This is a genomic window from Pseudoalteromonas porphyrae, from assembly GCF_001298125.1.
Lineage (GTDB): Bacteria > Pseudomonadota > Gammaproteobacteria > Enterobacterales > Alteromonadaceae > Pseudoalteromonas > Pseudoalteromonas neustonica.
Genome location: NZ_LHPH01000030.1, coordinates 77,983 through 103,485, shown reverse-complemented (window position 1 = coordinate 103,485; position 25,503 = coordinate 77,983). Strand labels below are relative to the sequence as shown.

The 25,503-nt window shown below is 40.0% G+C and carries 22 protein-coding genes and 1 pseudogene; 14 read left to right on the top strand and 9 right to left on the bottom strand.

Annotation, left to right across the window (positions count from 1 at the left end; all coding sequences use genetic code 11):
* Positions 1 to 232: 232 nt before the first annotated feature.
* Positions 233 to 1,480: an AAA family ATPase gene (locus ADS77_RS19610; RefSeq protein ID WP_410054820.1), complete on the top strand. Its 1,248-nt coding sequence runs from the start codon at positions 233 to 235 to the stop codon at positions 1,478 to 1,480.
* 93 nt (positions 1,481 to 1,573) lie between these two features.
* On the opposite strand, the pseudogene ADS77_RS22805 reads toward ADS77_RS19610, so the two are convergent.
* Positions 1,574 to 1,850: pseudogene (locus ADS77_RS22805) on the bottom strand (hypothetical protein); the annotation flags it as partial.
* Positions 1,851 to 2,257: 407 nt separating this feature from the next.
* Between ADS77_RS22805 and ADS77_RS19600 the strand changes: the two are divergent.
* Positions 2,258 to 2,659, top strand: a complete 402-nt coding sequence (locus ADS77_RS19600; protein WP_054455919.1) for a hypothetical protein — start codon at positions 2,258 to 2,260, stop codon at positions 2,657 to 2,659.
* A 254-nt stretch (positions 2,660 to 2,913) separates the two neighbouring features.
* On the opposite strand, the gene ADS77_RS19595 is transcribed toward ADS77_RS19600, so the two are convergent.
* From ADS77_RS19595 to ftsY, 8 genes are all read right to left on the bottom strand, one after another.
* A complete protein-coding gene (locus tag ADS77_RS19595; RefSeq protein WP_054455918.1) occupies positions 2,914 to 3,105 on the bottom strand; it encodes a hypothetical protein in 192 nt (63 codons plus the stop codon).
* Positions 3,106 to 3,284: 179 nt separating this feature from the next.
* Positions 3,285 to 4,649, bottom strand: coding sequence for a serine hydrolase domain-containing protein (locus tag ADS77_RS19590; protein WP_054455916.1), 1,365 nt, complete (start codon positions 4,647 to 4,649; stop codon positions 3,285 to 3,287).
* A gap of 307 nt (positions 4,650 to 4,956) precedes the next feature.
* The gene (locus ADS77_RS19585; protein WP_054455915.1) at positions 4,957 to 5,373 is read right to left on the bottom strand and encodes a hypothetical protein; all 417 of its coding nucleotides are present in this window, start codon (positions 5,371 to 5,373) and stop codon (positions 4,957 to 4,959) included.
* Complete coding sequence (locus ADS77_RS19580; RefSeq protein ID WP_054455914.1) at positions 5,366 to 5,647, bottom strand: hypothetical protein; 282 nt, start codon at positions 5,645 to 5,647, stop codon at positions 5,366 to 5,368. The genes ADS77_RS19585 and ADS77_RS19580 overlap by 8 nt, the downstream gene beginning before the upstream one ends.
* A gap of 216 nt (positions 5,648 to 5,863) precedes the next feature.
* Positions 5,864 to 6,727 (bottom strand): RNA polymerase sigma factor RpoH, encoded by an 864-nt coding sequence (rpoH, locus tag ADS77_RS19575; RefSeq protein ID WP_054203060.1) that lies wholly within the window; start codon positions 6,725 to 6,727, stop codon positions 5,864 to 5,866.
* 224 nt (positions 6,728 to 6,951) lie between these two features.
* The gene (gene ftsX, locus ADS77_RS19570) at positions 6,952 to 7,938 is read right to left on the bottom strand and encodes a permease-like cell division protein FtsX (RefSeq protein ID WP_054203059.1); all 987 of its coding nucleotides are present in this window, start codon (positions 7,936 to 7,938) and stop codon (positions 6,952 to 6,954) included.
* Entirely contained in the window at positions 7,935 to 8,612 is a 678-nt protein-coding gene (gene ftsE, locus ADS77_RS19565; RefSeq protein ID WP_054203058.1) for a cell division ATP-binding protein FtsE, read from the bottom strand. The genes ftsX and ftsE overlap by 4 nt, the downstream gene beginning before the upstream one ends.
* A 66-nt stretch (positions 8,613 to 8,678) precedes the next feature.
* The gene (gene ftsY, locus ADS77_RS19560) at positions 8,679 to 10,817 is read right to left on the bottom strand and encodes a signal recognition particle-docking protein FtsY (RefSeq protein WP_082355728.1); all 2,139 of its coding nucleotides are present in this window, start codon (positions 10,815 to 10,817) and stop codon (positions 8,679 to 8,681) included.
* A 212-nt stretch (positions 10,818 to 11,029) separates the two neighbouring features.
* Between ftsY and rsmD the strand changes: the two genes are divergently transcribed.
* The 12 genes from rsmD (at position 11,030) to ADS77_RS19500 (ending at position 25,500) form a co-directional block, all read left to right on the top strand.
* Positions 11,030 to 11,629: a 16S rRNA (guanine(966)-N(2))-methyltransferase RsmD gene (rsmD, locus tag ADS77_RS19555; RefSeq protein WP_054203057.1), complete on the top strand. Its 600-nt coding sequence runs from the start codon at positions 11,030 to 11,032 to the stop codon at positions 11,627 to 11,629.
* Between the two features lie 163 nt (positions 11,630 to 11,792).
* Positions 11,793 to 12,008, top strand: coding sequence for a 30S ribosomal protein S21 (gene rpsU / locus ADS77_RS19550; RefSeq protein WP_002957797.1), 216 nt, complete (start codon positions 11,793 to 11,795; stop codon positions 12,006 to 12,008).
* A 20-nt stretch (positions 12,009 to 12,028) separates the two neighbouring features.
* Entirely contained in the window at positions 12,029 to 12,475 is a 447-nt protein-coding gene (locus ADS77_RS19545; protein WP_054203056.1) for a GatB/YqeY domain-containing protein, read from the top strand.
* A gap of 162 nt (positions 12,476 to 12,637) precedes the next feature.
* Positions 12,638 to 14,389 carry a DNA primase gene (dnaG, locus tag ADS77_RS19540; RefSeq protein WP_054203055.1) on the top strand — a complete coding sequence of 584 codons (1,752 nt, stop codon included), beginning with the start codon at positions 12,638 to 12,640 and terminating at the stop codon, positions 14,387 to 14,389.
* A 124-nt stretch (positions 14,390 to 14,513) separates the two neighbouring features.
* Positions 14,514 to 16,352, top strand: coding sequence for an RNA polymerase sigma factor RpoD (gene rpoD, locus ADS77_RS19535; protein ID WP_054203054.1), 1,839 nt, complete (start codon positions 14,514 to 14,516; stop codon positions 16,350 to 16,352).
* 74 nt (positions 16,353 to 16,426) lie between these two features.
* Entirely contained in the window at positions 16,427 to 17,308 is an 882-nt protein-coding gene (gene prmA / locus ADS77_RS19530; protein ID WP_054203053.1) for a 50S ribosomal protein L11 methyltransferase, read from the top strand.
* Positions 17,309 to 17,591: 283 nt separating this feature from the next.
* Entirely contained in the window at positions 17,592 to 18,563 is a 972-nt protein-coding gene (gene dusB, locus ADS77_RS19525) for a tRNA dihydrouridine synthase DusB (RefSeq protein WP_170174191.1), read from the top strand.
* Positions 18,564 to 18,583: 20 nt separating this feature from the next.
* Positions 18,584 to 18,874 carry a DNA-binding transcriptional regulator Fis gene (fis, locus tag ADS77_RS19520; protein ID WP_002957804.1) on the top strand — a complete coding sequence of 97 codons (291 nt, stop codon included), beginning with the start codon at positions 18,584 to 18,586 and terminating at the stop codon, positions 18,872 to 18,874.
* A gap of 191 nt (positions 18,875 to 19,065) precedes the next feature.
* Positions 19,066 to 20,652, top strand: coding sequence for a bifunctional phosphoribosylaminoimidazolecarboxamide formyltransferase/IMP cyclohydrolase (purH, locus tag ADS77_RS19515; RefSeq protein WP_054203051.1), 1,587 nt, complete (start codon positions 19,066 to 19,068; stop codon positions 20,650 to 20,652).
* 107 nt (positions 20,653 to 20,759) lie between these two features.
* Positions 20,760 to 21,578, top strand: a complete 819-nt coding sequence (locus tag ADS77_RS19510) for a class I SAM-dependent methyltransferase (protein WP_054203050.1) — start codon at positions 20,760 to 20,762, stop codon at positions 21,576 to 21,578.
* 14 nt (positions 21,579 to 21,592) lie between these two features.
* Positions 21,593 to 22,882 (top strand): phosphoribosylamine--glycine ligase, encoded by a 1,290-nt coding sequence (gene purD, locus ADS77_RS19505; protein WP_054203049.1) that lies wholly within the window; start codon positions 21,593 to 21,595, stop codon positions 22,880 to 22,882.
* Between the two features lie 107 nt (positions 22,883 to 22,989).
* Positions 22,990 to 25,500: an EAL domain-containing protein gene (locus ADS77_RS19500; protein ID WP_054455911.1), complete on the top strand. Its 2,511-nt coding sequence runs from the start codon at positions 22,990 to 22,992 to the stop codon at positions 25,498 to 25,500.
* Positions 25,501 to 25,503: the final 3 nt, after the last annotated feature.

Sequence of the window (25,503 nt, the reverse complement as noted above, 5' to 3'; positions counted from 1 at the left end):
ATTTACTCATAGATATAGGTCTTGTTGACATTATTGTTATCCTCATCAAACGATTTAGATAACGGTTTAACATACCTACAAAAATGATAAAACGTGAACTCGGTAACGAGTGGCATTAAGCTTTGATCGGCAAAATCATTAAGAACACAAAAGTGATCATTATCGAGTGATTTTCGTGATCAAAGCTTAATGAAAGTAAGTGATCAAAGTTAACGCCATTGGGTGATCAAAGCTGGGGAGAATATGCAATAATAACAATTCAATTTCTTTACCTCAAAATTTGCGAAGTATATTTGAGACATTGGAGTTTAACTCTAACAATATACCTCTCTCGCGGCGCGGTGATGGTGTGAAAATAAGACATATACCATCAATGTTGAGGTTTATAGGCGACAAGAGTGGCAATAGACACAAAACACTTATAACTCCACAAATATGGGGTTTTGAGGAGCCTGAAAATAATGTAGAGTTTTCTTCATGCTTTGCGCTAAATAAGCAATTTATTGAAGCAGCAAAAAATAATATTCAAATAATTCTAACTACTCATTCGCCTGCAATATATAACATTGGAGAAGGTATCGAAGATCTACCTAATCTGAAAGCAACACGTTTTCATGTAAGTAAATGTGAAAATACAGGTTCAACAGAATTGAGTATTATTGACGATGAAAACTTACATCAGAAGTTAGGGTTTATGCCTTTAATTGCCCCTATCATTGCAGATCAAGAGAAAAAATGGTTCGAAGAAAAACTTAAACAAGCTGAAATAATTAGCTCGCTTGAAGGTGAGTTAACAACACATAAGCAGCATAGAATATTTATTGAGGGCAAATCAGATAAGGGGGTCTTTTCTAAAGTTGTAGAAGTATATGCACCTAATTTATCAGAACAGGTATATTTTGATTTAAAAGGAAATAACTGTGCAAATTCAGCTACGGATAAAGCTAAAGCATTTCACTTAATACAGAAGCACAATAAAGAACAACACAAACTTAAAGGAGCATTGATTTTAGATCATGACCCTGCAGGTATTGAATGTAAGCAATTAATCGATGACTTCTTGAAAGATAGCAAAACACAAAAAAATATTAATGTAAGTCTTTTGACTAAGCCACCCCAAGTATACAACTTAGTAAAGAAAGGCTTTAATGTTGTTGCGGATTTAGAAACATGTTTGCCTGAACATATTTGGAAACTTGCTTTGAGTAAAGGATGGTTAGAAAAAAAAGAGTCGATGGCAAAAAAATTCACAAAAAACAAAGTGACAGAGCTGTTTGAATTAAAGAAAGATCCTGATGAGTTAATTGGTGAACAATCAGAATATCATCAGCTTTTAATTAATTATTCTTTTACTGATAAAGGTAAAGAAGGATTGAGTAAGCATATTGCCAAATTAACAGTAGATGAGATTTTGGAAAATAAAACATTAGAGCATTTTAAACCATTATTCGAAGAAATAGAAAGTTTTATGCTTGAGTAAGCAACTGCTAATCGGGTAGCCGGAGGTCTCTAACCTCCAGCCCCCACACCACTCATCATGCGCTTTTTATTAGCAGGAAGTGCGATGGGCGACTCATCTCCCGTAATGAATATTGATCCAAACATCTCTCAATGACACTAAACCTTGTGACGCTAGGTAATCATTGCCTAATACAATGTTAATTCCTTTTGTTTTTGAGCTTCTAAAAGGGCCTTCGCTTCCAAGCGCCTACTTTTGGTACTGGTGATACCACAGGCTATGGCCAGTCGTTCGTTAACACCCAATTTCATTAAACTGCGCACTTTAGTGCGTGCTATTCCTTTTATAAAGAGCGCCATTGCCGCCAGTAGCACATTCTTATCCTACGGCGAGTAATCGGATCAGATCTTGTCTTCAGACATCAAAATCACTAACTCGCGCTAACGGGCACAAAGCAATCTAATTTTTACCTCTATTATTTATATATTTTATGCTTTATTAATCACTTAGTCTCTTTGTGAATAATTCACCTAATTTTTTCACCAAGGTTATTTCTTAAAAAATGTACCAACCGAAGCGCGAGATAAACTCCCGCCTACAACATAACACGCGTCTTAGCTTCTGTTACCAAGCTCTTAGCATTAAAACAACACCAAGTCCTCTTTTTATATTTTACGTAAAATCAAAGTAACCGATTGAACCAAAATAGGAACCCAGCTATGGTTGAACCATCAATATAAAATAGCTTAAAAACGAGTTATCGTACAAGCTCGTTAGGCTTTTAGAGGGTTACTAGTTATGGATCACACTAAGTTGTTAGCTCTGGGATCAATCATTGCTGTATTTCACATTTTGGTCAACGCCCATATATCGAAAGAAATTCATCAATGGGTACCTTCATTGCAAAAGCGTTTAGTCTTGTTTCTTTGTGTTTGGTTTATACCTGTTATTGGAATTGCTGTTACGTACAAAACTCTTAATTTGGATTGGTTCAAAAAGAAAAATAAAAGCACTGTTTCAGGTCAGAGTTCCGTCAGCGGAGCTTTCTTAGAAGTAGATGCTATTTTCAACCCAGGAAAAAAACACGTGGTAGAAGCGCAACAAAAAGAAGTCATCGAAAAGAAAGAAGACGGTGAAATGTTTAATAACAAACCCGATATAAGTGAATTAAAATCAACTAAGAAAACAGCCGTCCTATGACTTGTTTTATTAATAGGAAGTACAATGGGCAGCCCATCTTCCGTAATAAATATCTCTCAATGACGCTAAACCTTGTGAAGCTAAATAGTCATTGCGCACTGTAAGCTGTAAGTTTCAATCAAGCTCGTGACGTGTTTAGTTTTGTGTGCCAACAAAGAGCTAGGGCGTGTGACCTTTCATGATTGATTTTGCAGCAGACTGTGTGGTATTTAGGCAAGGCAGAGCCTATGTCGTGTGGTTGCTACCCATAAATATTAGAGTTCCTCCACAAGCCAGTGCATAACACTGTTCAAAAATTGTTCATTATGTTGCGCACCAGCTGATGTTAATCCATACTTTTTACCTGTTGTGCTGTCTAACTGGGATGAGAACATCATACCTTCAGAAAATACGGCTATTCGGCCCTTCCCTAGCTCCAAAACAGCCCCTTGGCTCCACCCATCCATAGAAACTCTTGGTGTATTCGAATTAACCTGAAATGGCGCCTCCGGTTCCGTTGAGATTACACCTGCAGCTAAATTTAAAAAGGAAATTGCACCTTTTGGAGGCTTAAATGCCTATTCATATTTTAAATTCAACAAGAAAATAAAATTACTTATAAAAATTAAAGGTTAAAATAAAGTATTTATAGCTTTATTAAAGGGGATTGTTCACCATGATATAATGACACTGGCACTATTTCGTTTGTGCCATTATTATCTCTAAGCTGAAAATAGTTTTCAGTGCATTCGTAAGAGTAGGCATTATTCTCTCGTGGAATAATCTTTCGTTTTTCTTCTCCCTCATAATGAGAATAAAGAACATTATTTTCATATGATATAGTCAACATTTTCATGTCAGCTGATTGATAGCGTCCAATTAAAGATCTAGCTGTACGGGCTGCTTTTTCCCCTTTTACAGGCTGAGGCGATAAATTCAATTGCAAAGCGATCATATCTAATAAAGCTGGACCAGGGTGCTTACTATCAATATTGGCAAATGCTGTAGCTGTTAAATCTACAGTTGGAAAATAAACATGCCATGTAAAAAAACCAGGCACCATTCCTTGATGACTAAAGCTATTTAATCCACTTATGGGATATACATCTACACCATACCCGTAGTTTATTCTGTCTTTATTTATCAATGCTGCTTGGGTCGTCATTAATTGGAAGTTGTGCGCTGAAATAACTTGCCCCGATTTTAATGCGTTTTGCCATAAGCTCATATCTGCAAGCGTAGAGGCAATTGCTCCAGCTGAAGCAATCCAACTACGGTCTACATTCCATTTTCTCTGTATGGATTGCTCAGGTGATAGGTATTGATCGGGTTTATTTGGTTCGCTTGTATAACCCTTGACCTCACCTGTCGTTGTTCCTTTAGTAATAACAAACGTGTTATTCATTTTTAGTGGTGTAAAAAAGGTTTGAGATAGAAACTGCTCATAAGAAACACCCGAAGAGGCTTCAATCACTTTACCTAAAAGCACATAGCCCAAATTTGAATAGCTATATTCCATTCCCGGTTTCGACAGCACTGATTGCTTGCTGATACTCTTTATAACTTGATCTAATGGTGCATATTGATCATAAAGTGCAGTAACGTGAGGGTCACCTAAGTAATCGGGTAGGCCTGATGTATGACTTAAAATTCGTTCAATACTTAAATATTTATATTCTGGATTAATATCGGGAATATACTTTACCAATGAATCCTGTAGTGACAATTTCTTTTGCTCAGAAAGCTTTAAAATAGCCGCTGCGGTGAATGTTTTTGTCACTGAGCCGATTTGAAATACGTCATCTACATGAAGCTCTCTCAATGTAGTCATATTTGCCAAACCAATAGCACCACTATAAGCAAGTGAACCCGATTGCTCTAGTCTAATCGCCATACCCGGCGCGTCAGCTGAATTATGACACGCGAGTACAGCCTCGAACTTTGACTCTTGTGCTTGTGCACTTAAGGTATATATGGCCAAAAAGAAACCTATGGTAATATGCTTTTTCACAAGCTTTGCCCTCTCATTATTAGCCTGTAAATTGTTAAATACAGACTTGATTACAGATGTAATCAAAAGTATTACACTTGTAATCAATTTGGGCAAGTGTTTGTTTTTTATAACGCGCCTGTTGTAAAAAAATAATGAGATTGCGTTTTACTTTTTGCTTATCACATTTTAAATATTCATTTATGACGCGTTCAGAACAGTCAACAACTCAACGATCAGATATCATGCTTGGAGATTTTTCATTGGGTTTCGCTTCACGCTAAATAACCAACCTGCATTAGTTATTTAGCGCGAATGTAGAGGGGCGTTATTTTTTGGTGTTATGCTTCGCTTGAGATTGGTAGTATTTTATAACGCTTTCACTATCAGCTGCTGATAGCGCATTTAGCGGGATCTTTCTGGTGAGTTGCTTATCTTCTTCGTTAATTTTTAGCAGTAAGTTTTTACCGTCCACCTCTGCGCTTTCTACACTGGCATCTAAAATAAGCCAACGAGGGCGAATAATTGCCAATTTTATTTCTGAGTATTTTGGGTAAATTCTTACCACCTCGATACTACTATTTACGAAATAAAAAATAATCAGCATGAAACCTAGGCCAATTATATTAGGGATCAGCACAAAACCTGCAATAACGATAAGAATACCGATGATTAATTGTGGTGTTAATTTTTCAGTGGCTACTTTAATTATTGTGGTTGGTTTTTCGATTACCATATCAGTCATTATTTAACTTCCTTATAAATTCAAGTTTCATTTTTTTATCCATTGCCTCTCTGATAGACAAAATGCCTAAAGCGCCAATGGGTAAAAAAACGGCAAATCCTGCCATTGCGATATAACCAAAAATATTTTTTTGCGTGTACTGGTAAATTAACCCAAATAAACATAATACCGATGCAGGTATGGTGACATAGTTAATAACGTAATAGGTGGGTTCAAGCTGGATAAACAAAATTATCACAGCAATAATTACAAGTGAAAAATGGTAGAGTCGCACATTAATTCCTTTTAACAGTGGCTGACAATCAGAATATATAAATTAGGCTGTTTTTTCAACTAAAGGAACATATGTTCCCAAATCTTCTAAATATGCCCTGCTTTACTGACTGAATGGCTGGCAGTAATAACACCGCTAAAGAATTGATGCTTACTCTTAAAACCAAAAAGCCCCGCATTTTCATGCGGGGCTTTTAATATTCTTACTAAGCTGTGATTAACTCATTGCAGCTTGTAGCTTTTTCATCGCTGTTTTTTCAAGCTGACGAACACGCTCTGCAGATACGCTGTACTTTTGCGCAAGCTCTTGCAGTGTTGCTTTGTCGTCTGATAGCCAACGTGCGCTAACAATGTCTTGTGAACGCTCATCAAGCGTTTTTAAAGCACTGAACAAACGTGTGTGCGATTGCTCTTGCCATTGCTGCTGTTCAACCTCGTCAGCTAAATCGTTGCTGCCGTCTGTTAAGTACTGCACTGGTGAGTATGTGCTTGTTGGCGCGTCATCACTGTCGTCACCGGTTAAATCAAAGCCCATGTCTTGGCCGCTCATGCGCGATTCCATTTCACGAACTTCTTTTTCACTTACACCTAGCTCGCTCGCGACGGTTGCTACTTCAGCTTGGTTAAACCAACCTAAACGCTTTTTGTTCTTACGAAGGTTAAAGAACAATTTACGCTGTGCTTTTGTTGTCGCAACTTTTACGATGCGCCAATTTTTAAGTACAAATTCGTGTATTTCAGCTTTAATCCAATGCACTGCAAATGAAACCAAACGTACACCCACGGTAGGGTCAAAACGTTTTACTGCTTTCATTAGGCCTATGTTGCCTTCTTGGATTAAATCGGCTTGTGGTAAACCATAACCTGAATAACCTTTAGCAATGTGTGCAACAAAGCGAAGATGAGACATGATGAGTTGCTTTGCAGCACTAAGATCGCCATCTTCCTGGAGACGAGTCGCCAACTCTTTTTCTTGCTCAGCACCTAGCATTGGTATTGTACTTACCGCTTGAAGGTAACCATCAATACTTGCGCTTTGCTGTCCAACTGTGAGTGCCATTGCGTATATATCTTTACTCATTTTTCACCTCAGTGATAAACATTTGAAACCATCTTAGCACTCTTTAACTTAGAGTGCTAACTTCAATGTAAAACTTTTTTTCGATTGAAGCAAGTGGTTTTTTTGATGTTTTTTATTGTACTTTAAACGCCTGAATAAGCGATGAATTCTAGCTTTGCGGTACGTTGGTAGCATTAGCAGTATTACCTACCACCAACGTAACTGGTGATTATAAACAACAATTGTTACACTTTATCGGGCTCTATTTCTTTAATGTAGCGATTAACTGATAAATATGAGCCAACAAAGCCTAAACTAGTTGCAAGCATTACCAGTGCGGCAAATTCGCCAACACTTAGCCCAACTAAATTAAAACTTGTTTGGTAAACGCCTGCGACCTGCGTAACCGCGGCCCCAAGCCACCACATCATTAAAGCTACGCATATAAAGGCAAACAAACCACCTATAATGCCATACCAAATACCTGTCCATAGGAAAGGTGCGTGGATAAACGTATTTGTTGCACCCACGAGCTTCATTACTTGGATCTCTTCTTTCTTATCCATAATAGATAATCGAATAGTATTGCCAATAATCAAGGTTACTGAGGTAAGTAAAAGCAGTGTAATGGTGAGCACACTTTCCTTTAATAAGCTAAGTAATGCATTTAAGCGCTCTAACCATGCGATATCTAGCTTACCAAAATCCACTTCTCGTTCAGCTTCTAGTTTTTTTAATAGTGCTTGTGCTGCGTTTGGTTGGCGATGTTTTGATGTTGGTGTAACTATTACAACATCTGGCAATGGGTTCGAATCTAAATATTCAAGTGCTTGGCCAAACCCTGATACCTCTTTAAATTCAGTTAATGCGTGTTGCTTTGAAATAAAAGTGACCGTATCTATTTCTGAATACAAGGCTAAACGTTTTACTAAGGTCTGCGTTTCCTGCTCACTCATGGATTCTTTTACAAATAATGAGATCTCTGCAGCTTCTTCAAATCCACTGCTAACTTGCTGGACGTTTTTAACAACCAAATAAAGAGTTGCTGGTAGGGTTAAGCTTAAACCCAATACGGCAATTGTCATCATTGAGGCCATTGGCGTGCGCCACATTTCACCTAAGCTATGAATTCCTTGGCGAAAAATATTTAAAACAAAAAAGTAACTATTCGAAAAAATAGATTTTTTCACTCGTTCATTTTGGCTTTTTCGGCCTTTAAATAACAAACTCATAATGATGCCTCAGCCAATGGGTCTTGACTCATTCGGCCATCTTTTAACGTTAAGCTGCGATATTTCATTCTCGATATGAGACCAAGATCATGAGTGGCAATTAAGACAGTAGTCCCATGGTTATTAAACTCTTCAAACAAACGTAAAATATCCATTGAAAGTTCAGGATCTAAATTACCGGTTGGCTCATCAGCAAGTAACAATGGAGGTGAATTGACAATGGCGCGTGCAATGCCGACTCGCTGTTGTTCGCCACCAGAAAGCGTTGATGGGTGGCACTTTACTTTATCAAGCAAGCCAACTTTATCAAGTGCACCATGAACTCGTTTTTCAATTTGCTTATGGTGTGTGCCTTCTATTATTAAGGGTAAAGCAACATTATCAAAAATTGTATGACGCTCTAATAGACGATGATTTTGAAAGATAATCCCGATATCTCGGCGTACATAAGGGATTTGTCTTGGTTTCACTGTATTTAAATCAACACCATTTATAAATACGTGACCCGCTGATGGACGTTCCATTAAACTAATTAGTTTAAGTAAGGTACTTTTACCTGCACCACTATGACCGGTTAAAAAAGCCAGTTCTCCGGGCTTAATATGAAAGCTCACTTTTTCCAGTGCACGATGGCCGCCGGGATATGTTTTACTCACTTGCTGAAAATTTATCATTTTAATTATCAATCATCTGCAGCTGAAAAGGGAGCTTGCTCCCTTTTATTAATACCAATGGGTATATTAAGCGTTGTCCTCATCTTGGCTAAATAGCGCATCAATGAAGTCATTGCTATTAAATGCACGTAAATCTTCAATGCCTTCGCCAACACCAATATAACGGATCGGAATATTAAACTTATCAGCCACGGCGAAGATAACCCCACCTTTAGCCGTACCATCTAACTTAGATAAAGTTATCCCTGTAAGACCAACACACTGATTAAATAAGTTTACTTGGCTAATTGCATTTTGCCCTGTGCCCGCATCAATTGTTAGCATGACTTCATGTGGCGCATCTGGGTCAATCTTTTTCATCACACGCGCAATCTTTTCAAGCTCTTGCATTAGATTATCTTTATTTTGCAAGCGTCCTGCTGTATCGGCAATTAACACATCAACATTACGCGCTTTTGCTGCTTGAAATGCATCAAATACCACTGAGGCACTATCGGCACCGGTGTGCTGTGCTATTACTGGGATTTTATTACGCTCACCCCATACTTGTAGTTGCTCAACGGCTGCTGCACGGAACGTATCCCCTGCCGCTAACATGACTGATTTGCCTTCATCTTGAAACTGCTTAGCTAATTTACCAATGGTGGTTGTTTTACCAACACCATTTACGCCCACCATTAAAATAACAAATGGTTTTTTATCTGCAGGTATAACTAAAGGTTGCTCTGCGGTTTTAAGCATAGCAGCCATTTCTTGCTTCATTAATTCATACAGTGCATCGCCATCTTTTAACTGTTTACGGTTAGCCGCATCAGTAAGGCTGTCGATCAGTTTCATGGTGGTATCAACACCCAAATCCGCTGTTAATAACTGCGTTTCAAGATCTTCAAACAGCTCATCATCAATCTTTTTACCTGTAAAAATTGACGCAAAACCTGAGCCTATATTTACACGCGTTTTTAATAAACCTTTTTTAAGACGAGCAAAGAAACCTTCTTTTTTCGGCTTTTCTGCTGCTTTAGCTTCTTCTGCTGCAATACGTTGTTGCTCTAAACGCTCAGCTTCAGCATGTTCTGCTGCAATACGTTCTTGCTCTAAACGCTCAGCTTCAGCCTGCTCTGCTGCAATACGTTGTTGTTCTAAACGCTCAGCTTCAGCCTGCTCTGCTGCAATACGTTGTTGTTCTAAACGCTCAGCCTCGAGACGCTCTGCTGCAATACGTTGTTGTTCTACACGCTCAGCTTCAGCCTGCTCTGCTGCAATACGCTCTTGCTCTAAACGCTCAGCTTCGGCCTGCTCTGCTGAAATACGTTGTTGTTCTAAACGCTCAGCTTCAGCATGTTCTGCTGCAATACGTTCTTGTTCTAAACGCTCAGCTTCAGCCTGCTCTGCTGCAATACGTTCTTGTTCTAAACGCTCAGCCTCGAGACGCTCTGCTGCAATACGTTCTTGCTCTAAACGCTCAGCCTTTAGACGTTCTGCTGCAATACGTTGTTGTTCTACATGCTCAGCTTCTGCCTTTTCCGCTGCAATACTCTCCGCTTCACGTTGCGCTTGCTCGGTAGCCTGTTGTTCTTGTTGTAACAACATAGCTTCTTGTTGTTCAGCTAAACGAGCGGCTTCGTCGCGACGTTGCTGCTCTGCTTTTTCAGCTGCGGCTAATTCAGCACCTGCAATAGCTAAACGCTCAGCATCGCGAGCTTCTGCTGCAATACGCTCCGCTTCACGTTGCGCTTGCTCGGTAGCCTGTTGCTCTTGTTGTAACAACATAGCTTCTTGTTGTTCAGCTAAACGAGCGGCTTCGTCGCGACGTTGCTGCTCTGCTTTTTCAGCTGCGGCTAATTCAGCATCTGCAATCGCTAAACGCTCAGCATCGCGAGCTTCTGCTGCAATACGCTCTTGCTCTACACGTTCAGCCTCGAGACGCTCTGCTGCAATACGTTCTTGATCTACACGTTCAGCCTCAAGACGCTCTGCTTCAATACGTTCTTGCTCTACACGTTCGGCTTCTGCCTGCTGCTCTGCTGCAATACGCTCTTGTTCTACACGCTCAGCCTCTAGGCGCTCTGCTGTAATACGTTCTTGCTCTAAACGCTCAGCTTCTGCTTGTTGGTTATTAGCCTCTTCGGCTGCTTGTTCTACTTGCTGGTTTTTATCTGACTTACCAAAACCTAACCAAGACAGGAATTTATTTTTTTTTGCCATACTTGCTAATAACCACTTATAAAAATCTGATAAACTAACGGAAATAATTTGCGTACTGACGGTATTGTATTAATACCAAACTGCCAATAACCACAATATATTGTCTAAGATGCTCATAGTAACACTTTTAGCGCAGTTGAAAAATGACACGCTACTATATGATTACAATATTATCTGAGCTAAGTTCTAGATACCATTTTTTAGTGAGCTAAATGAGAAATAAATCATCACAAAAACAGATAAATAACAAAGTAAATGATGGTGTCATCAGAATCATCAGTGGGCAATTTCGTGGCCGCAAGCTACCAGTAAAAGATGTACAAGGGCTTCGTCCAACCACAGATCGCATAAAAGAAACTGTATTTAACTGGTTAATGCAAGATATTCACGGTGCAAATGTGCTTGATTGTTTTGCCGGTTCTGGTGGGTTAGGGTTCGAAGCATTGTCGCGTTTTGCCAACTCAGCTGTATTTTTAGAGAGGGATAAACTTGCTTCAGCACAATTAAAAGCCAATACTGAGACATTAAAGCTCACAAATGCGCAGATAAATTGTACTGATAGTTTAGTGTATTTGAGCCAAAATACGTTACAACAGCAGTTCGATTTAGTCTTTGTTGACCCGCCGTTTCGTCAGAATCTGGCAAAAAAATGCTGTGATTTACTGAGTGAAAATGAGTGGCTAAGTAAAAATGCACTCATTTATGTTGAAGTCGAAAACGAACTTAGCCCTTTACAAACACCAAGCAATTGGCTGTTATTAAAAGAGAAAGTTGCTGGGCAAGTATTATGTAGGCTCTATCAATTACAGTAAAATTAATAACATAGAAATATTTTCAGTTTCCTGTCGGGACAGTCAATATTTATCCTTTACATGTGGTGTGGCTTCGGATTACAATACCGCACCATTTTTGAACCACTTGATCATTGTCTGATCAACTTGAGCAACGCTCATTATTTAGGTAGGTGAATTTTTAATGCCAGTAATTAAAGTAAGAGAGAACGAACCGTTTGACGTAGCACTTCGTCGCTTCAAGCGTTCATGTGAAAAAGCAGGTATCCTTTCAGAAGTTCGTCGTCGCGAGCACTATGAAAAGCCAACAGCTGAGCGTAAGCGTAAAAAAGCTGCTGCAGTTAAGCGTCACATGAAAAAGCTTTCTCGCGATAACGCACGTCGCGTTAAATTATATTGATCCGTATTGGTCTTGTATAAATGAGCCTTTTAATAAAGCTAAAAGATGCACAAAAAGATGCGATGCGAGCGAAAGACAAACAACGTCTTAACCCAATTCGTATGGTACTTGCTGCTATCAAACAGCGTGAAATTGACGAGCAAATAACACTTGATGATGACGGTATTACCGCAGTCTTAGTGAAGCTTGTTAAACAGCGCCGTGATTCTTATACCCAGTACACTGATGCTGGTCGAGAAGATTTAGCCGAAATTGAAGCCAATGAGATTACGGCACTTGAAGAATTCTTACCTCAACAATTGAGTGAAGATGAAATCATTGCCCTCATTGATGCGGCTATTGCTGATACTAACGCAGCAGGTATGCAAGATATGGGTAAAGTAATGGGTATAATCAAAAGCAAAGCTGAAGGTCGCGCCGATTTAGGTAAGATTTCTGGTTTAATTAAGCAACGATTAACTGCCTAATACACCCACATACAGACGTATGATTTAAGCAAACCGAGCCATGTGCTCGGTTTCTTCGTTTTTAGCTTTTATAAAAATAGCGTTTGTGTTCAAATCTAAATTTGTCGAACGAAAGTTAATTCGTTCACCTTTTTCTATTTATTTCAGGACTACACTTTACTAATGGCCGGAAAGATCCCACGAAATTTTATTGACGATTTACTCGCTAGAACCGATATCGTTGAGCTAATTGACTCTAAAGTAGGTCTTAAAAAAGCCGGTAAAGATTACCAAGCCTGTTGCCCTTTCCATAATGAAAAGTCACCTTCATTTACAGTGTCGCAAGATAAACAGTTTTATCATTGCTTTGGTTGTGGCGCAAATGGCAATGCTATTTCATTTGTAATGGAATACGACAAACTTGAATTTGTTGATGCTATTGAAGAGCTCGCTAGCCTGATGAATCTTGATGTTCCTCGCGAACAAGGCACAAGCAGTGGTCCTGAACGTACAGCGGAACAAAAACGCTCAGACTATGATTTAATGCTTCATGCCGCACGTTTTTATCAACATCAATTAAAACACCATAGTAACTCAGCAACAGTCATTGATTACGTAAAAGGCCGAGGCTTAACTGGCGAAACAGTTAAAAAGTTTATGATTGGCTATGCCCCCAGTGAATGGGAAGGCTTGTGCCAACAACTTGGTCGTAATAAAGAACAAAAAGAGCAACTCGTTGAGCTAAAGCTGGCCTCTGAGAAAACACCAGGTCGTCAATTTGATTTTTTCCGTGACCGCTTAATGTTTCCTATCCGCGATAAACGTGGTCGGGTTATCGCGTTTGGTGGACGTGTCATGCAAGCAGATCAAGGGCCAAAATATTTAAATTCACCAGAGACTCGTATTTTCCATAAAGGCTTTGAACTATATGGTTTATATGAGGCAAAACAAGCCCATAAAAAACTCGACCATGTACTCATTGTTGAAGGTTATATGGATGTAGTGGCATTGAGTGAGCAAGGTATTGAGTATGCAGTCGCAGCCCTAGGTACTGCGACTACAGCTGAGCACATGCATACTTTATTTAGAACTACAGACAAAGTAATTTGTTGTTACGATGGTGACCGTGCAGGACGTGACGCGGCGTGGCGTGCGTTAGAAAATGCCCTCCCCTACCTAAGTGATGGTAAAGCATTACAGTTTGTATTTTTACCCGATGGCGAAGATCCTGATTCCTTAGTCCAACAAGAGGGCAAAGAAGCCTTTGAAGTTCGCTTAGCTCAAGCTGATGATTTTACTAAAGTACTGTTTAATAAGCTAAGCCTAGAAATTGACTTAACCACTGACGCTGGTAAAGCAAAACTACTCAGTGCAGTGCTGCCATTGGTCGAAAAAATACCCAGTGAGTTTTATCAAGAGAACCTATTAGAGCACTTAGGCCGATTAATTGGCCGCACCAAAGAGCAATTAAATAACCGTTTAAAAACACCAAAGCAACAGCATTCAATTGAACGTAAGTTTAAAATTACGCCTATGCGCCGCGCTATTGGCTTATTAGTCCAGCACCCGCAACTTGCATCAACAGTGCCTTATTTACCTGATTTGGCACAGATGAATATTGCCGGAATTGCGCTACTAATTCGTTTGCAGCATGACGCATTACAAAAGGCCCCCCTTACTACGGCACAATTGCTTGAATCATTTCGTGAAGCTCCAGAGTATGAAGCATTAATCAAGCTCGCAACGTGGCAACATGAGATAAATGAAGATCGTTTAGAAGATGAATTTAAAAATACTTTCAAATTTATTGAAGATCAGTGTTTAAATTATCGTCTCGAAACCCTATTAATAAAGGACAAGACTCAAGGCTTAAATAGCGATGAGCGGCTTGAATGTCACTTATTGACTCAAGCATTAAAAGGGACTAACAACTAGTCAAAAACGATTTTTGCTGTTATACTGTGCTATTCACTGCGTCAAATTATACTTAGCTTGGCTTATTAAATAAGCAAGCTGGCGCCTGTTGTATCAACTTATCAGAGTGGAAGAAAAAATCTCTATGGATCCAACTCCTCAGTCACAATTAAAACTTCTGATTCAAAAAGGTAAAGAGCAAGGTTATTTAACTTTTGCAGAAGTTAATGATCACCTTCCACAAGATATTATCGATTCAGATCAAGTAGAAGATATCATTAGTATGATCAATGATATGGGTATTAAGGTTAGTGAAAACGCACCTGATGCCGATGAATTGATGATGCAAGAAACGACAACAGATGAAGACGCTGCTGAAGCGGCTGCTGCTGCGCTTGCCACTGTAGATAAAGAGATCGGCCGTACAACGGATCCGGTACGTATGTACATGCGTGAAATGGGAACAGTTGAACTGTTAACCCGTGAAGGCGAAATCGTTATTGCCAAGCGTATTGAAGAAGGGATCAACCAGGTTCAAATCTCGGTTGCAGAATACCCTGAAGCAATTACTTATCTTCTTGAACAGTGGGACAAGTTTGAAGCCGAAGAAATGCGCCTAAGCGACATTATCTCTGGTTTCTTTGACCCAAATGAAGATGAAGCGCCTATATCTGCGACTCATATCGGTTCTGAATTAAGCGAAAAAGAGCTTGATGATGAAGACGATGATGATAAAGACGATGATGAAGACGAAGAAGAAGTCGATACCGGCCCAGATCCTGAAGAGGCCCGCGTTCACTTTGAAAATCTTCGCGATCTTTACAATAAAGCACGTGAAACCTTCGATAAGAAAGGCCGTTCACATCCTGATTCTCAGGCTGCTATTTTTGAAATCGGCGAATTATTCCGAACGTTCAAATTAATACCTAAACAGTTTGATCGCATGGTAAATAACATGCGTGAAATGATGGATCGCGTTCGTATTCAAGAACGTATCGTCATGAAGCAAGCTGTACAAATTGCCAAATTACCAAAGAAAACATTCGTTAAGCATTTTGCTAATAACGAAACAGATGCATCGTGGATTGATTTAGAAATCGCTGCCAACGAAAAGCACTCTGCAAAACTTGAAGAAGTGAAGCCTGAGATAATTCGCTGTATCAATAAACTACGTGTGATCGAAGAAAGCACGGGGTTAAATATCGAGCGAATTAAAGACATCAACCGTCGTATGAGTATTGGTGAAGCGAAAGCCCGCCGTGCGAAAAAAGAAATGGTTGAAGCGAATTTACGTCTTGTAATCTCAATTGCAAAAAAATACACCAACCGTGGTTTACAATTCTTGGATTTAATCCAAGAAGGTAACATTGGTTTGATGAAGGCTGTTGATAAGTTTGAATATCGCCGTGGTTATAAGTTCTCAACTTATGCTACGTGGTGGATCCGTCAAGCAATCACCCGCTCTATTGCTGACCAAGCACGTACAATCCGTATTCCTGTGCATATGATCGAAACGATTAATAAACTTAATCGTATTTCACGTCAAATGTTACAAGAAATGGGTCGTGAGCCAAATCCAGAAGAATTAGCTGAACGCATGATGATGCCTGAGGATAAAATCCGTAAGGTACTTAAAATTGCAAAAGAGCCAATTTCAATGGAAACGCCAATTGGTGATGATGAAGATTCGCACTTAGGTGACTTTATCGAAGATACTACTATTGATTCGCCTATCGACTCAGCGACAATGGAAAGCCTTCGTGGTGCAACGAACGATGTACTAGCCGGCCTTACCGCCCGCGAAGCAAAAGTATTACGTATGCGTTTTGGTATTGATATGAATACCGACCATACTCTAGAAGAGGTAGGCAAGCAATTTGACGTTACCCGTGAGCGTATTCGTCAAATCGAAGCGAAGGCACTGCGTAAATTACGCCATCCTTCTCGCTCTGACTTACTGAAAAGCTTCTTAGATGCTAAATAATTAGTAGCTAAAAATACAGATTAAAATTTAAAAGGCCGCTGTAGCGGCCTTTTTTCTATTTACAGGAAAGAATCATGGCTTGGATCCAAATCCGTATCAATGCCAATGCTGCAACAGCTGATGCAGTAAGTGACTTATTAATGGAAGCAGGCAGTGCGTCTGTTACCTTTATTGATGCTAAAGACACCCCTATTTACGAACCAAAAATCGGCACTGTTGTATTCTGGGCCGATACCACTGTAATTGGTTTATTCGAAGCGACTCACGATATGAATGCGGTGATTGCATTATTAAAACGCCATGACGAAATAAACGACTCGTTAGTTTATAAAATTGAGCAGCTTGAAGACAAAGACTGGGAACGTGAATGGATGGATAACTTCCACCCAATCCAATTTGGTGAAAAGTTATGGATCTGCCCAAGCTGGCGTGATATTCCTGATCCAGACGCTGTAAACGTTCTATTAGACCCAGGTCTTGCATTTGGTACTGGCACCCATGCTACAACCGCTTTATGCTTAAAATGGCTTGAAAGCCAAGACTTAACAGGTAAAACCGTCGTCGACTTTGGTTGTGGCTCAGGCATTTTAGGTATTGCAGCGATAAAGCTGGGTGCAGAGCGCATGATTGGTATTGATATCGACCCACAAGCGCTCGAAGCAAGCCTTGATAATGCACAGCGCAATGGCGTTGCTGACAAACTCGAAGTTTACCTACCAGAAAATCAGCCTGAATTTACAGCAGATATAGTAGTAGCAAATATTTTAGCCGCACCACTGCGTGAACTACACAGTGTGATTTTAGGCTTGTTAAAACCAGGTGGTAAAATTGCGATGTCAGGTATCTTAGAAGAACAGGCACAGTCAGTTGCTGATGTTTATGCACCTTTTTTAGCGCTTGATGAAATAGCCGTTGAAGGTGAGTGGACTCGTGTAAGTGGTATTAAAAAAGCTTAATTTGAAGCAATCACTCCATTTAGAGCATTAACCCAAAACCACCATCTAAAGCCTGTAATTAACAGGCTTTACCTATTATTTACACAACCCTGAACAGAATGATTTTCTTGCAGTAAATTAGTTTTGTATGAAATTCAGACAAATAAAGCCGTTCGTCAAACTGTTATCAAATGTCAATACACAAAAGTCAAAAAAAAGTCACTTTTGTTCAATTTATAGCCTTTGATTTTTGCTAAAAAAACCGTAAACTTAGCGCCCCTTGAAAAGAGGCCTATTGAATACAGTGCGTATCGGATCATATCAGTTAGAGAACAATGTAATTGTAGCGCCAATGGCGGGAATTACAGACAGACCATTTAGACAACTTTGTCGCCGCTTAGGTGCGGGACTAGCTGTGTCTGAAATGCTATCGTCAAATCCTTTGGTATGGAAAACCGAAAAATCGATGAACCGTATGGATCATAGCGGTGAATCGGGAATACGTGCAGTGCAAATCGCAGGAGCTGATCCTGAGCTAATGGCTCAGGCTGCACAATTCAATGTAAGTAATGGTGCACAGATCATAGATATTAATATGGGGTGCCCAGCTAAGAAAGTGAACAAGAAACTCGCAGGCTCAGCGCTATTACAGTTTCCTGATTTAGTGGAAGAGATTATTGATGCGGTGGTTAGCGCTGTTGATGTACCTGTAACACTGAAAATCCGTACAGGATGGGATCAGAGCAACCGTAACGGTGTAGAGATTGCGAGAATAGCTGAACGTTATGGCATAGCTTCATTGGCCGTACATGGGCGTACACGCGCATGTATGTACAAAGGTGAAGCTGAATACGCTACTATTAGGGATATAAAACGTTCAGTGTCGATACCTGTGGTTGCTAATGGTGATATCACATCACCTGAAAAGGCAAAGCAGGTTTTAGACTATACGGGTGCAGATGCCATTATGATTGGTCGAGCCGCCCAAGGTCGCCCTTGGATATTTAGGGAGATAGACCACTATTTGCGAACTGGTAAACACTTACCAGTACCTCCAATTGAGGAAGTACGCGGTATTTTGATGGAACACTTAGTGAACCTTCATGCGTTTTACGGGGAACCAATGGGAGCGCGTATCGCTCGAAAACATGTATCTTGGTATTTGCAAACCCATGACAGTGATGGTCAGTTTAGGCGAGTATTTAATGTCCTCGAGAATCCACAGGCACAAATCGAGGCTTTAGAGCAATACTTTATAACACTAGCAGCTAACTAAGAAAGAAAGAGATATAAACAATGTTCGAACAAAACGTGACTTCTCCATTTATCACTAACCCTCATGTTCAGTCACACGAGAAACCGCAGCCATTGCGTGATGCAGTGAAAAAAGCTGTTCATCATTATTTAAAACAGCTTAACGGTCAAGATGTGCAAGACGTTTACGACCTTGTTCTTTCAGAGCTAGAAGCGCCATTACTTGAAGAAGTAATGACTTACACACGTGGTAACCAAACACGTGCGGCAATCTTATTAGGTATCAACCGCGGTACTTTACGTAAGAAACTAAAGAAATACGGCATGAACTAATACATATGCTGTGATATATCACAGCATATGTTCAAAAAAGCACCTTAGGGTGCTTTTTTTATATCTTTAAAAATCCTCAAAAAAGCACCTAATTGCATAATCCTCATTCTTTAAACATCGTTTTTTAAGCGGTATTCAGTTAAAATAGTGCCTTTCTAAGCTAGCTCAAACACTGAGGTAATCAAACTACAATGGATACACATCGTCCAATTCGTCGCGCACTACTAAGTGTGTCAGATAAAACCGGTATTGTTGAATTTGCTCGCGCTCTTGAATCACAAGGCGTAGACATCTTATCAACTGGCGGTACTTGTAAATTACTTGCTGATAATGGCATTAAAGTCACTGAAGTATCTGACCACACAGGTCACCCTGAGATCATGGATGGTCGCGTTAAAACTCTTCATCCAAAAATTCATGGCGGCATCTTAGCGCGTCGTGGTCAAGATGAAAGCGTAATGACTGAGAACAATATCTCAGCTATCGATATCGTTGTAGTTAACTTATACCCCTTTGCGAATACTGTCGCTCAAGAAAACTGCAGCCTTGAAGATGCCATTGAGAACATTGATATCGGTGGACCAACAATGGTTCGTGCCGCGGCTAAAAACCATAAAGACGTGACTATCGTAGTAAACGCGAAAGATTACGACCGTGTGATCAATGAAATGCAAAGCAATAATGGTTCAACAACGTATAAAACACGCTTTGATCTTGCCATTGCCGCTTACGAGCACACTGCACAGTACGATGGTATGATCGCTAACTACTTTGGTAAAATGGTTCCTGATTATACTGAGGAAGCAGCAGAGGAAACTAAATTCCCACGCACTATCAATATGCAGTTCACTAAAAAACAAGATATGCGCTACGGTGAAAACTCACACCAAGACGCCGCTTTTTATGTTGAAAACGATGTGCAAGAAGCATCAGTAGCAACGGCGATTCAATTACAAGGTAAAGCGCTTTCGTTCAACAACATCGCCGATACAGACTCTGCGCTTGAATGTGTGAAAGAATTTGATGTGCCAGCCTGTGTTATCGTAAAACATGCAAACCCGTGTGGCGTATCAATCGGTGAAAACATCCTTGAAGCTTACGATCGTGCGTTTAAAACAGATCCTACTTCAGCATTTGGTGGCATCATTGCCTTTAACCAAGAGCTTGATGCAGACACCGCAGAAGCGATTGTTTCACGTCAGTTTGTTGAAGTAATTATTGCACCTAAAGTGTCTGAAGCCGCAGCGCAAATTATTTCAGCTAAACAAAATGTACGCTTACTTGAGTGCGGTCAATGGTCGGGTAAAGCAACCGGTCACGATATTAAACGTGTTAACGGCGGCGTACTAATTCAAGACCGTGATTTAGGTATGGTTACGCAAGGCGACTTAAAAGTTGTGTCAAAGCGCCAGCCTACTGAGCAAGAGCTCAAAGACTTATTATTTTGCTGGAAAGTGGCTAAGTTTGTTAAATCAAACGCGATTGTTTATGCCCGCGACGGCATGACTATTGGTGTAGGTGCAGGTCAAATGAGCCGCGTTTACTCAGCTAAAATTGCCGGCATTAAAGCCGCTGATGAAAACCTTGAAGTAAAAGGTTCTGTTATGGCATCAGATGCATTCTTCCCATTTCGTGATGGTATTGATGCTGCAGCAGAGGCTGGTATTACAGCTGTTATCCAACCAGGTGGTTCAATGCGCGATGAAGAAGTTATCGCTGCAGCTGACGAAGCTGGTATGGCAATGGTGTTTACTGGCATGCGTCACTTCCGCCATTAATCACACAAAGAGCTAACTGCATAAGTTAGCTCTTTTTGTTTGCACCAAATTCACGTATTCTGCCTATTCTATAACCTCTATAAAATTATAATATGAAGGAACAGACGATGAAACTTGCACTAAAAACGCTACTTGTTGCCACCCTTACGATCAGCTCAACAATGGCCTTGGCTCATAACCATGCCAGTGAATCAGCATTAAGTCATGCTGTTAAATCAAGTGAGCGCAGCTCTGAGCGTGATCAATATCGCCATCCTGTAGAAACACTGGAGTTTTTTGGTTTCAAACCAACAATGACAGTCGTTGAGATTGCACCTGGCGGCGGCTGGTACAGTGAAATTTTAGCGCCAGCACTGAAAGAGCAAGGTACCTATTACGCTGCACATTTCCCTGCTGATTCATCGGTTGGTTACTACCAACGTTCACTCGCGGGCTTTAAAAAGAAAGTAGCCGAAGATGAGCGATTCAGTAAAGTAAAAATCACTGAGTTTGCCCCTACTACTCACTTAGACATTGCCCCAGCAGATAGTGCCGATATGGTATTAACTTTTCGTAATGTTCATAACTGGTATATGGGTAAAGATAAAGACGGCGCAGTAAGTGCATTTCAATCTTTCTATAAAGCTCTAAAACCAGGTGGTACATTAGGCGTAGTTGAACACCGCTTACCTGAAGACCGCGCTGATGAAATGCAAAAATCATCAGGTTATATGAAGCAAAGTTATGTTATTGAAATCGCTAAAAAAGCCGGTTTTGAACTGGTAGCAGACAGTGATATTAATGCAAACCCTCTTGATACAGCTGATCACCCTAAAGGTGTATGGACACTACCACCAAGCTTACGTCTAGGCGAGCAAGATGCCGCCAAGTATAAAGCCATTGGTGAAAGTGACCGCATGACGCTGAAATTTAAAAAACCGCTTTAAATAGGATATTCGCCATGAATGTATTAGTCATTGGCAGCGGCGGCCGCGAACACGCACTTGCGTTTAAGGCTGCTCAAAACACCAAAGTAAACACTGTATTTGTTGCCCCTGGTAACGCTGGTACTGCTCTTGAGCCAAAGCTTGAGAATGTAGCTATTAAAGTAGAAGATTTAGATGGCCTACTCGCCTTTGCACAACAAAATAACGTTGAGCTTACGATTGTTGGCCCTGAAATTCCTCTAGTACTGGGTGTTGTTGATAAATTTAGAGAGCACGGCTTAGCTATTTTTGGCCCAACGGCAGGCGCTGCACAGCTTGAAGGCTCTAAATCATTCACAAAAGACTTTTTAGCACGTCACAAGATCCCAACGGGTGATTATCAAACCTTCGAACAAATAGACCCTGCTCTTGCATACTTAAGAGAAAAAGGCGCGCCAATTGTAATTAAAGCTGACGGCCTTGCTGCAGGTAAGGGCGTAATTGTTGCCATGACTGAAGTTGAAGCTGAAGATGCAATCCGCGACATGCTTGCGGGGAATGCTTTTGGCGAGGCTGGCAGTCGCGTAGTGATTGAAGAGTTCTTAGACGGCGAAGAAGCGTCATTTATTGTTATGGTTGATGGCAAAAACGTATTACCGTTTGCTACCAGCCAAGATCATAAACGTGCTTACAATGGCGATGCTGGTCCTAATACCGGCGGTATGGGTGCATATTCACCTGCACCTGTCGTTACTGACGAAATCCACCAGCGCATTATGAACGAAGTGATCACTCCAACGGTAGAAGGAATGGCAAGCGAAGGCCATCCGTACACTGGCTTTTTATATGCAGGATTGATGATCGACAGCTCTGGTACGCCTAAAGTTATCGAGTATAACTGTCGCTTTGGTGACCCTGAAACACAACCAATGATGTTACGTTTACAATCAGATCTCGTTGAGTTGATTGAAGCTGCGAACCGTGTTGAGCTTGATAAGACCACCATTGAGTTTGACCCTCGCGCTGCTGTAGGTGTTGTTCTTGCTGCCAAAGGTTACCCTGATAACTACCCGAAAGGTGATGTAATCAATGGTCTTAAAGTTAGCTACCCTGCTGATGAAAAAGTATTTCATGCTGGGACTAAACAAGACGGTGACAACGTAGTGACTGCCGGTGGCCGTGTGCTGTGTGCAACGGCACTTGGAAATACAGTTACACAAGCACAACAACGTGCATATCAACTGATTGATGAAATCAGCTGGGAAGGCATGGAATATCGTACTGACATTGCTTATCGTGCAATTGCCCGCGAAACTCAAAGCTAGGGAGATCTAAAATAGGTCTAACCAGTTTGTTTAAAAAAAAAGCGCGGTTTACTGCGCTTTTTTTAATGCTACACTAAAAATACAAAAACCTTCTAAGAACCGAACAATTGAAACATCATTCTCTTAGCTATCACTTTATTGCCATTTTTATATTGTTCGTGCTACTTTTTGTTATAGGTAATTACGCATCCCATCTAGCAACTCCCACTAAATACACAATAGATAAAACCACTGCCATTTATTTAAAATATGCTTACTTCATTGATCCCACTAAAAAACATTCTTTAGAGCAAGTAATAACTCAGCCTGATGCGATGATTTATAAACCTTTTAATGAGATCGATTGGAACTTCGAAAGCCGTAATTACTGGTTAATTATCGAGTTAGATAATCGTAGTACCAGCAAAGAGAAAATTGTTGCTCACTTTGATAACCCCATGGTTGATCAGCTAAACGTTTACCATTTAGATAAACACAATAATATTATTCACCAAACTACATTAGGTGATACCGAGCTTGGACTGAGTTTACTTCAATACAGCGTACCCCATATTCGCCTATCACTACCGGCGCAAAGCAAGCAAAAGCTAGTTTTAAAAATTGATACGACGGGAATAAGTAAAACCCCCGTAAATTTATATGGTGAAGCAGAGTTTCAGGAGTTAACTCGCTCACAAACTGCGATATGGGGAATTTTTGTTGGTGTTTTGATTATGGCGGCACTGTACAACCTTGTTTTATTTTTTGGTATTCGTGATCGCGTTTACCTTGTCTATATTGGTTACATTATTAGCGCAATAATCTTAATGGGTGCCGTACTAGGTTTTGGCTTTTATTTATGGCCACTTTCTTGGCAGTTGTTTTTTCACAAATATATTGTTGTTAGCAACTACGCCATTGCTTTTTTCACACTTTCATTTTGTACCATGTTTTTACGCTACCACAAAGAGCAATGCTGGCGTTATAAGCTAAGTTTACTCCTGCTGGGCTTGATGGCTATTTTAGCTGTAAGCTGCTTTTTTATTATTGAAAGCATTGCAGCCCCTGTGTTCTTTGGTATTTTAGTCTTACTGTATATCGTATGTATTATTTTGATTTATAAAAAGCTACGCAGTGGTTTTCGTTGGGCTAAATTTTATGTTATTTCTTGGATCCCACTAATTATTGGTGCAGCAATCCAACCATTAGAGTTAACAGGTGTATTGCCCTATAGCTTTGCAACGCGCCATGCTTTTTTAGCGGCTATTTTATGTGAAGTAATACTCATGGCAATGGCGTTAGCAGATCGTGTCCGCTATCAACGTGAGCGAGCGCTGTATCATGCAACCCATACTCAACAAACAAAACTACTTAATAGTGCAATGTTAAAGCAAGCTTATATGAACCTTGAGCAAGAACAACGACCAAACACGATCTGTTTAATTAAACTGCGCTATTTTAATTCTCTTAATACCATTTTAAGCCCATCTCAAGCGAACGGGCTAATTATCCACGTTGCAAAAGCACTCGAGCTTCAGTTAAGTAATGAGCGTCAGTTTATTAACCTAGATTTTAATTTAGATAGCAGCTCTAAAATTGTCGATCTTGGCACGGGTATATTTGCGTGTATCTCAACAAAAACACAAAGTGGAGAAAGCCTCTCTCTTTGTTTAAATAAAACCGTAAAAAACTTACCAAAGCAATATGAGGTTCAAGGATTAAATTTACAACTTAAATACGCTGTAGGGATCAGTTTTTCAAAAACGAACGGCAATTTTGAAGCTAGTTTACAACGCGGCTACCTGACTTTAAAACAAGCTAAAAATAGCACCAGCAATATCAGCAACTCACAACAAAATACACACATCACGATGGATATAGGGCTTGCTGCAAAGCTACAACAAGCAATTAAAAGCAATCAATTAGCAATGTACCATCAACCACAAATAAACGTGCGTACCAATCAAGTTATTGGTAGTGAGGTACTGCTGCGCTGGCCAACGCCTGAGCATCAACATATTAATATAGAAGAACTCATTTTATTAGCTGAACGAACCGGACTTATTAATGAGCTTACTTTATGGGTGATAGAACAAGCGTGTCAGGATATTGTAGAACTAAATAAGCATGGCTTTAATGAGCACACTGTTAGTGTAAACTTAAGCGCTAAAAACTTAAGTATTAATAAACTCGCCGAAAAAATTGAAAACGCTTTATTAACGTATAACATACCTGCTAAACAGCTTAAATTTGAGTTAACCGAAACGGCACTCGTTGAGAATCAACAACAAATGAAAAGTTTTATGGAGCAGCTACAAAAGCTCGGTGTTCACGTCATCCTTGATGATTTTGGTACTGGATACTCTTCACTAAATTATTTAGTTAATTACACCTTTTCAAACTTAAAAATTGATAAATCATTTGTATTGGATCTCACAACGAATCAATCCCATCAAGTGATTGTCAAAACCGCAATTGATATGGCGCACAATCTAGGGCTAAGTGTTACGGTAGAAGGCGTTGAAGATAAAGGAACCCATCAATTACTAATTGAAATGGGTGCTAATAATACCCAAGGTTACTATTATTCCAAAGCCATACCCATCACAGATTATTTGCAGTGGCTTAGGGCATGTTGACCT

Bases quoted from the DNA above. Each gene is read 5' to 3' on its own strand.
- ADS77_RS19510 (WP_054203050.1), top strand. From the start codon at position 20,760: ATGAAACTTGCACTAAAAACGCTACTTGTTGCCACCCTTACGATCAGC.
- purD (WP_054203049.1), top strand. From the start codon at position 21,593: ATGAATGTATTAGTCATTGGCAGCGGCGGCCGCGAACACGCACTTGCG.
- rpoD (WP_054203054.1), top strand. From the start codon at position 14,514: ATGGATCCAACTCCTCAGTCACAATTAAAACTTCTGATTCAAAAAGGT.
- ftsE (WP_054203058.1), bottom strand. From the start codon at position 8,612: ATGATAAATTTTCAGCAAGTGAGTAAAACATATCCCGGCGGCCATCGT.
- ADS77_RS19545 (WP_054203056.1), top strand. From the start codon at position 12,029: ATGAGCCTTTTAATAAAGCTAAAAGATGCACAAAAAGATGCGATGCGA.
- fis (WP_002957804.1), top strand. From the start codon at position 18,584: ATGTTCGAACAAAACGTGACTTCTCCATTTATCACTAACCCTCATGTT.
- rpoH (WP_054203060.1), bottom strand. From the start codon at position 6,727: ATGAGTAAAGATATATACGCAATGGCACTCACAGTTGGACAGCAAAGC.
- ftsX (WP_054203059.1), bottom strand. From the start codon at position 7,938: ATGAGTTTGTTATTTAAAGGCCGAAAAAGCCAAAATGAACGAGTGAAA.
- ADS77_RS19585 (WP_054455915.1), bottom strand. From the start codon at position 5,373: ATGACTGATATGGTAATCGAAAAACCAACCACAATAATTAAAGTAGCC.
- ADS77_RS19595 (WP_054455918.1), bottom strand. From the start codon at position 3,105: ATGGATGGGTGGAGCCAAGGGGCTGTTTTGGAGCTAGGGAAGGGCCGA.
- ADS77_RS19600 (WP_054455919.1), top strand. From the start codon at position 2,258: ATGGATCACACTAAGTTGTTAGCTCTGGGATCAATCATTGCTGTATTT.
- rsmD (WP_054203057.1), top strand. From the start codon at position 11,030: ATGAGAAATAAATCATCACAAAAACAGATAAATAACAAAGTAAATGAT.
- dnaG (WP_054203055.1), top strand. From the start codon at position 12,638: ATGGCCGGAAAGATCCCACGAAATTTTATTGACGATTTACTCGCTAGA.
- ftsY (WP_082355728.1), bottom strand. From the start codon at position 10,817: ATGGCAAAAAAAAATAAATTCCTGTCTTGGTTAGGTTTTGGTAAGTCA.
- prmA (WP_054203053.1), top strand. From the start codon at position 16,427: ATGGCTTGGATCCAAATCCGTATCAATGCCAATGCTGCAACAGCTGAT.
- rpsU (WP_002957797.1), top strand. From the start codon at position 11,793: ATGCCAGTAATTAAAGTAAGAGAGAACGAACCGTTTGACGTAGCACTT.
- purH (WP_054203051.1), top strand. From the start codon at position 19,066: ATGGATACACATCGTCCAATTCGTCGCGCACTACTAAGTGTGTCAGAT.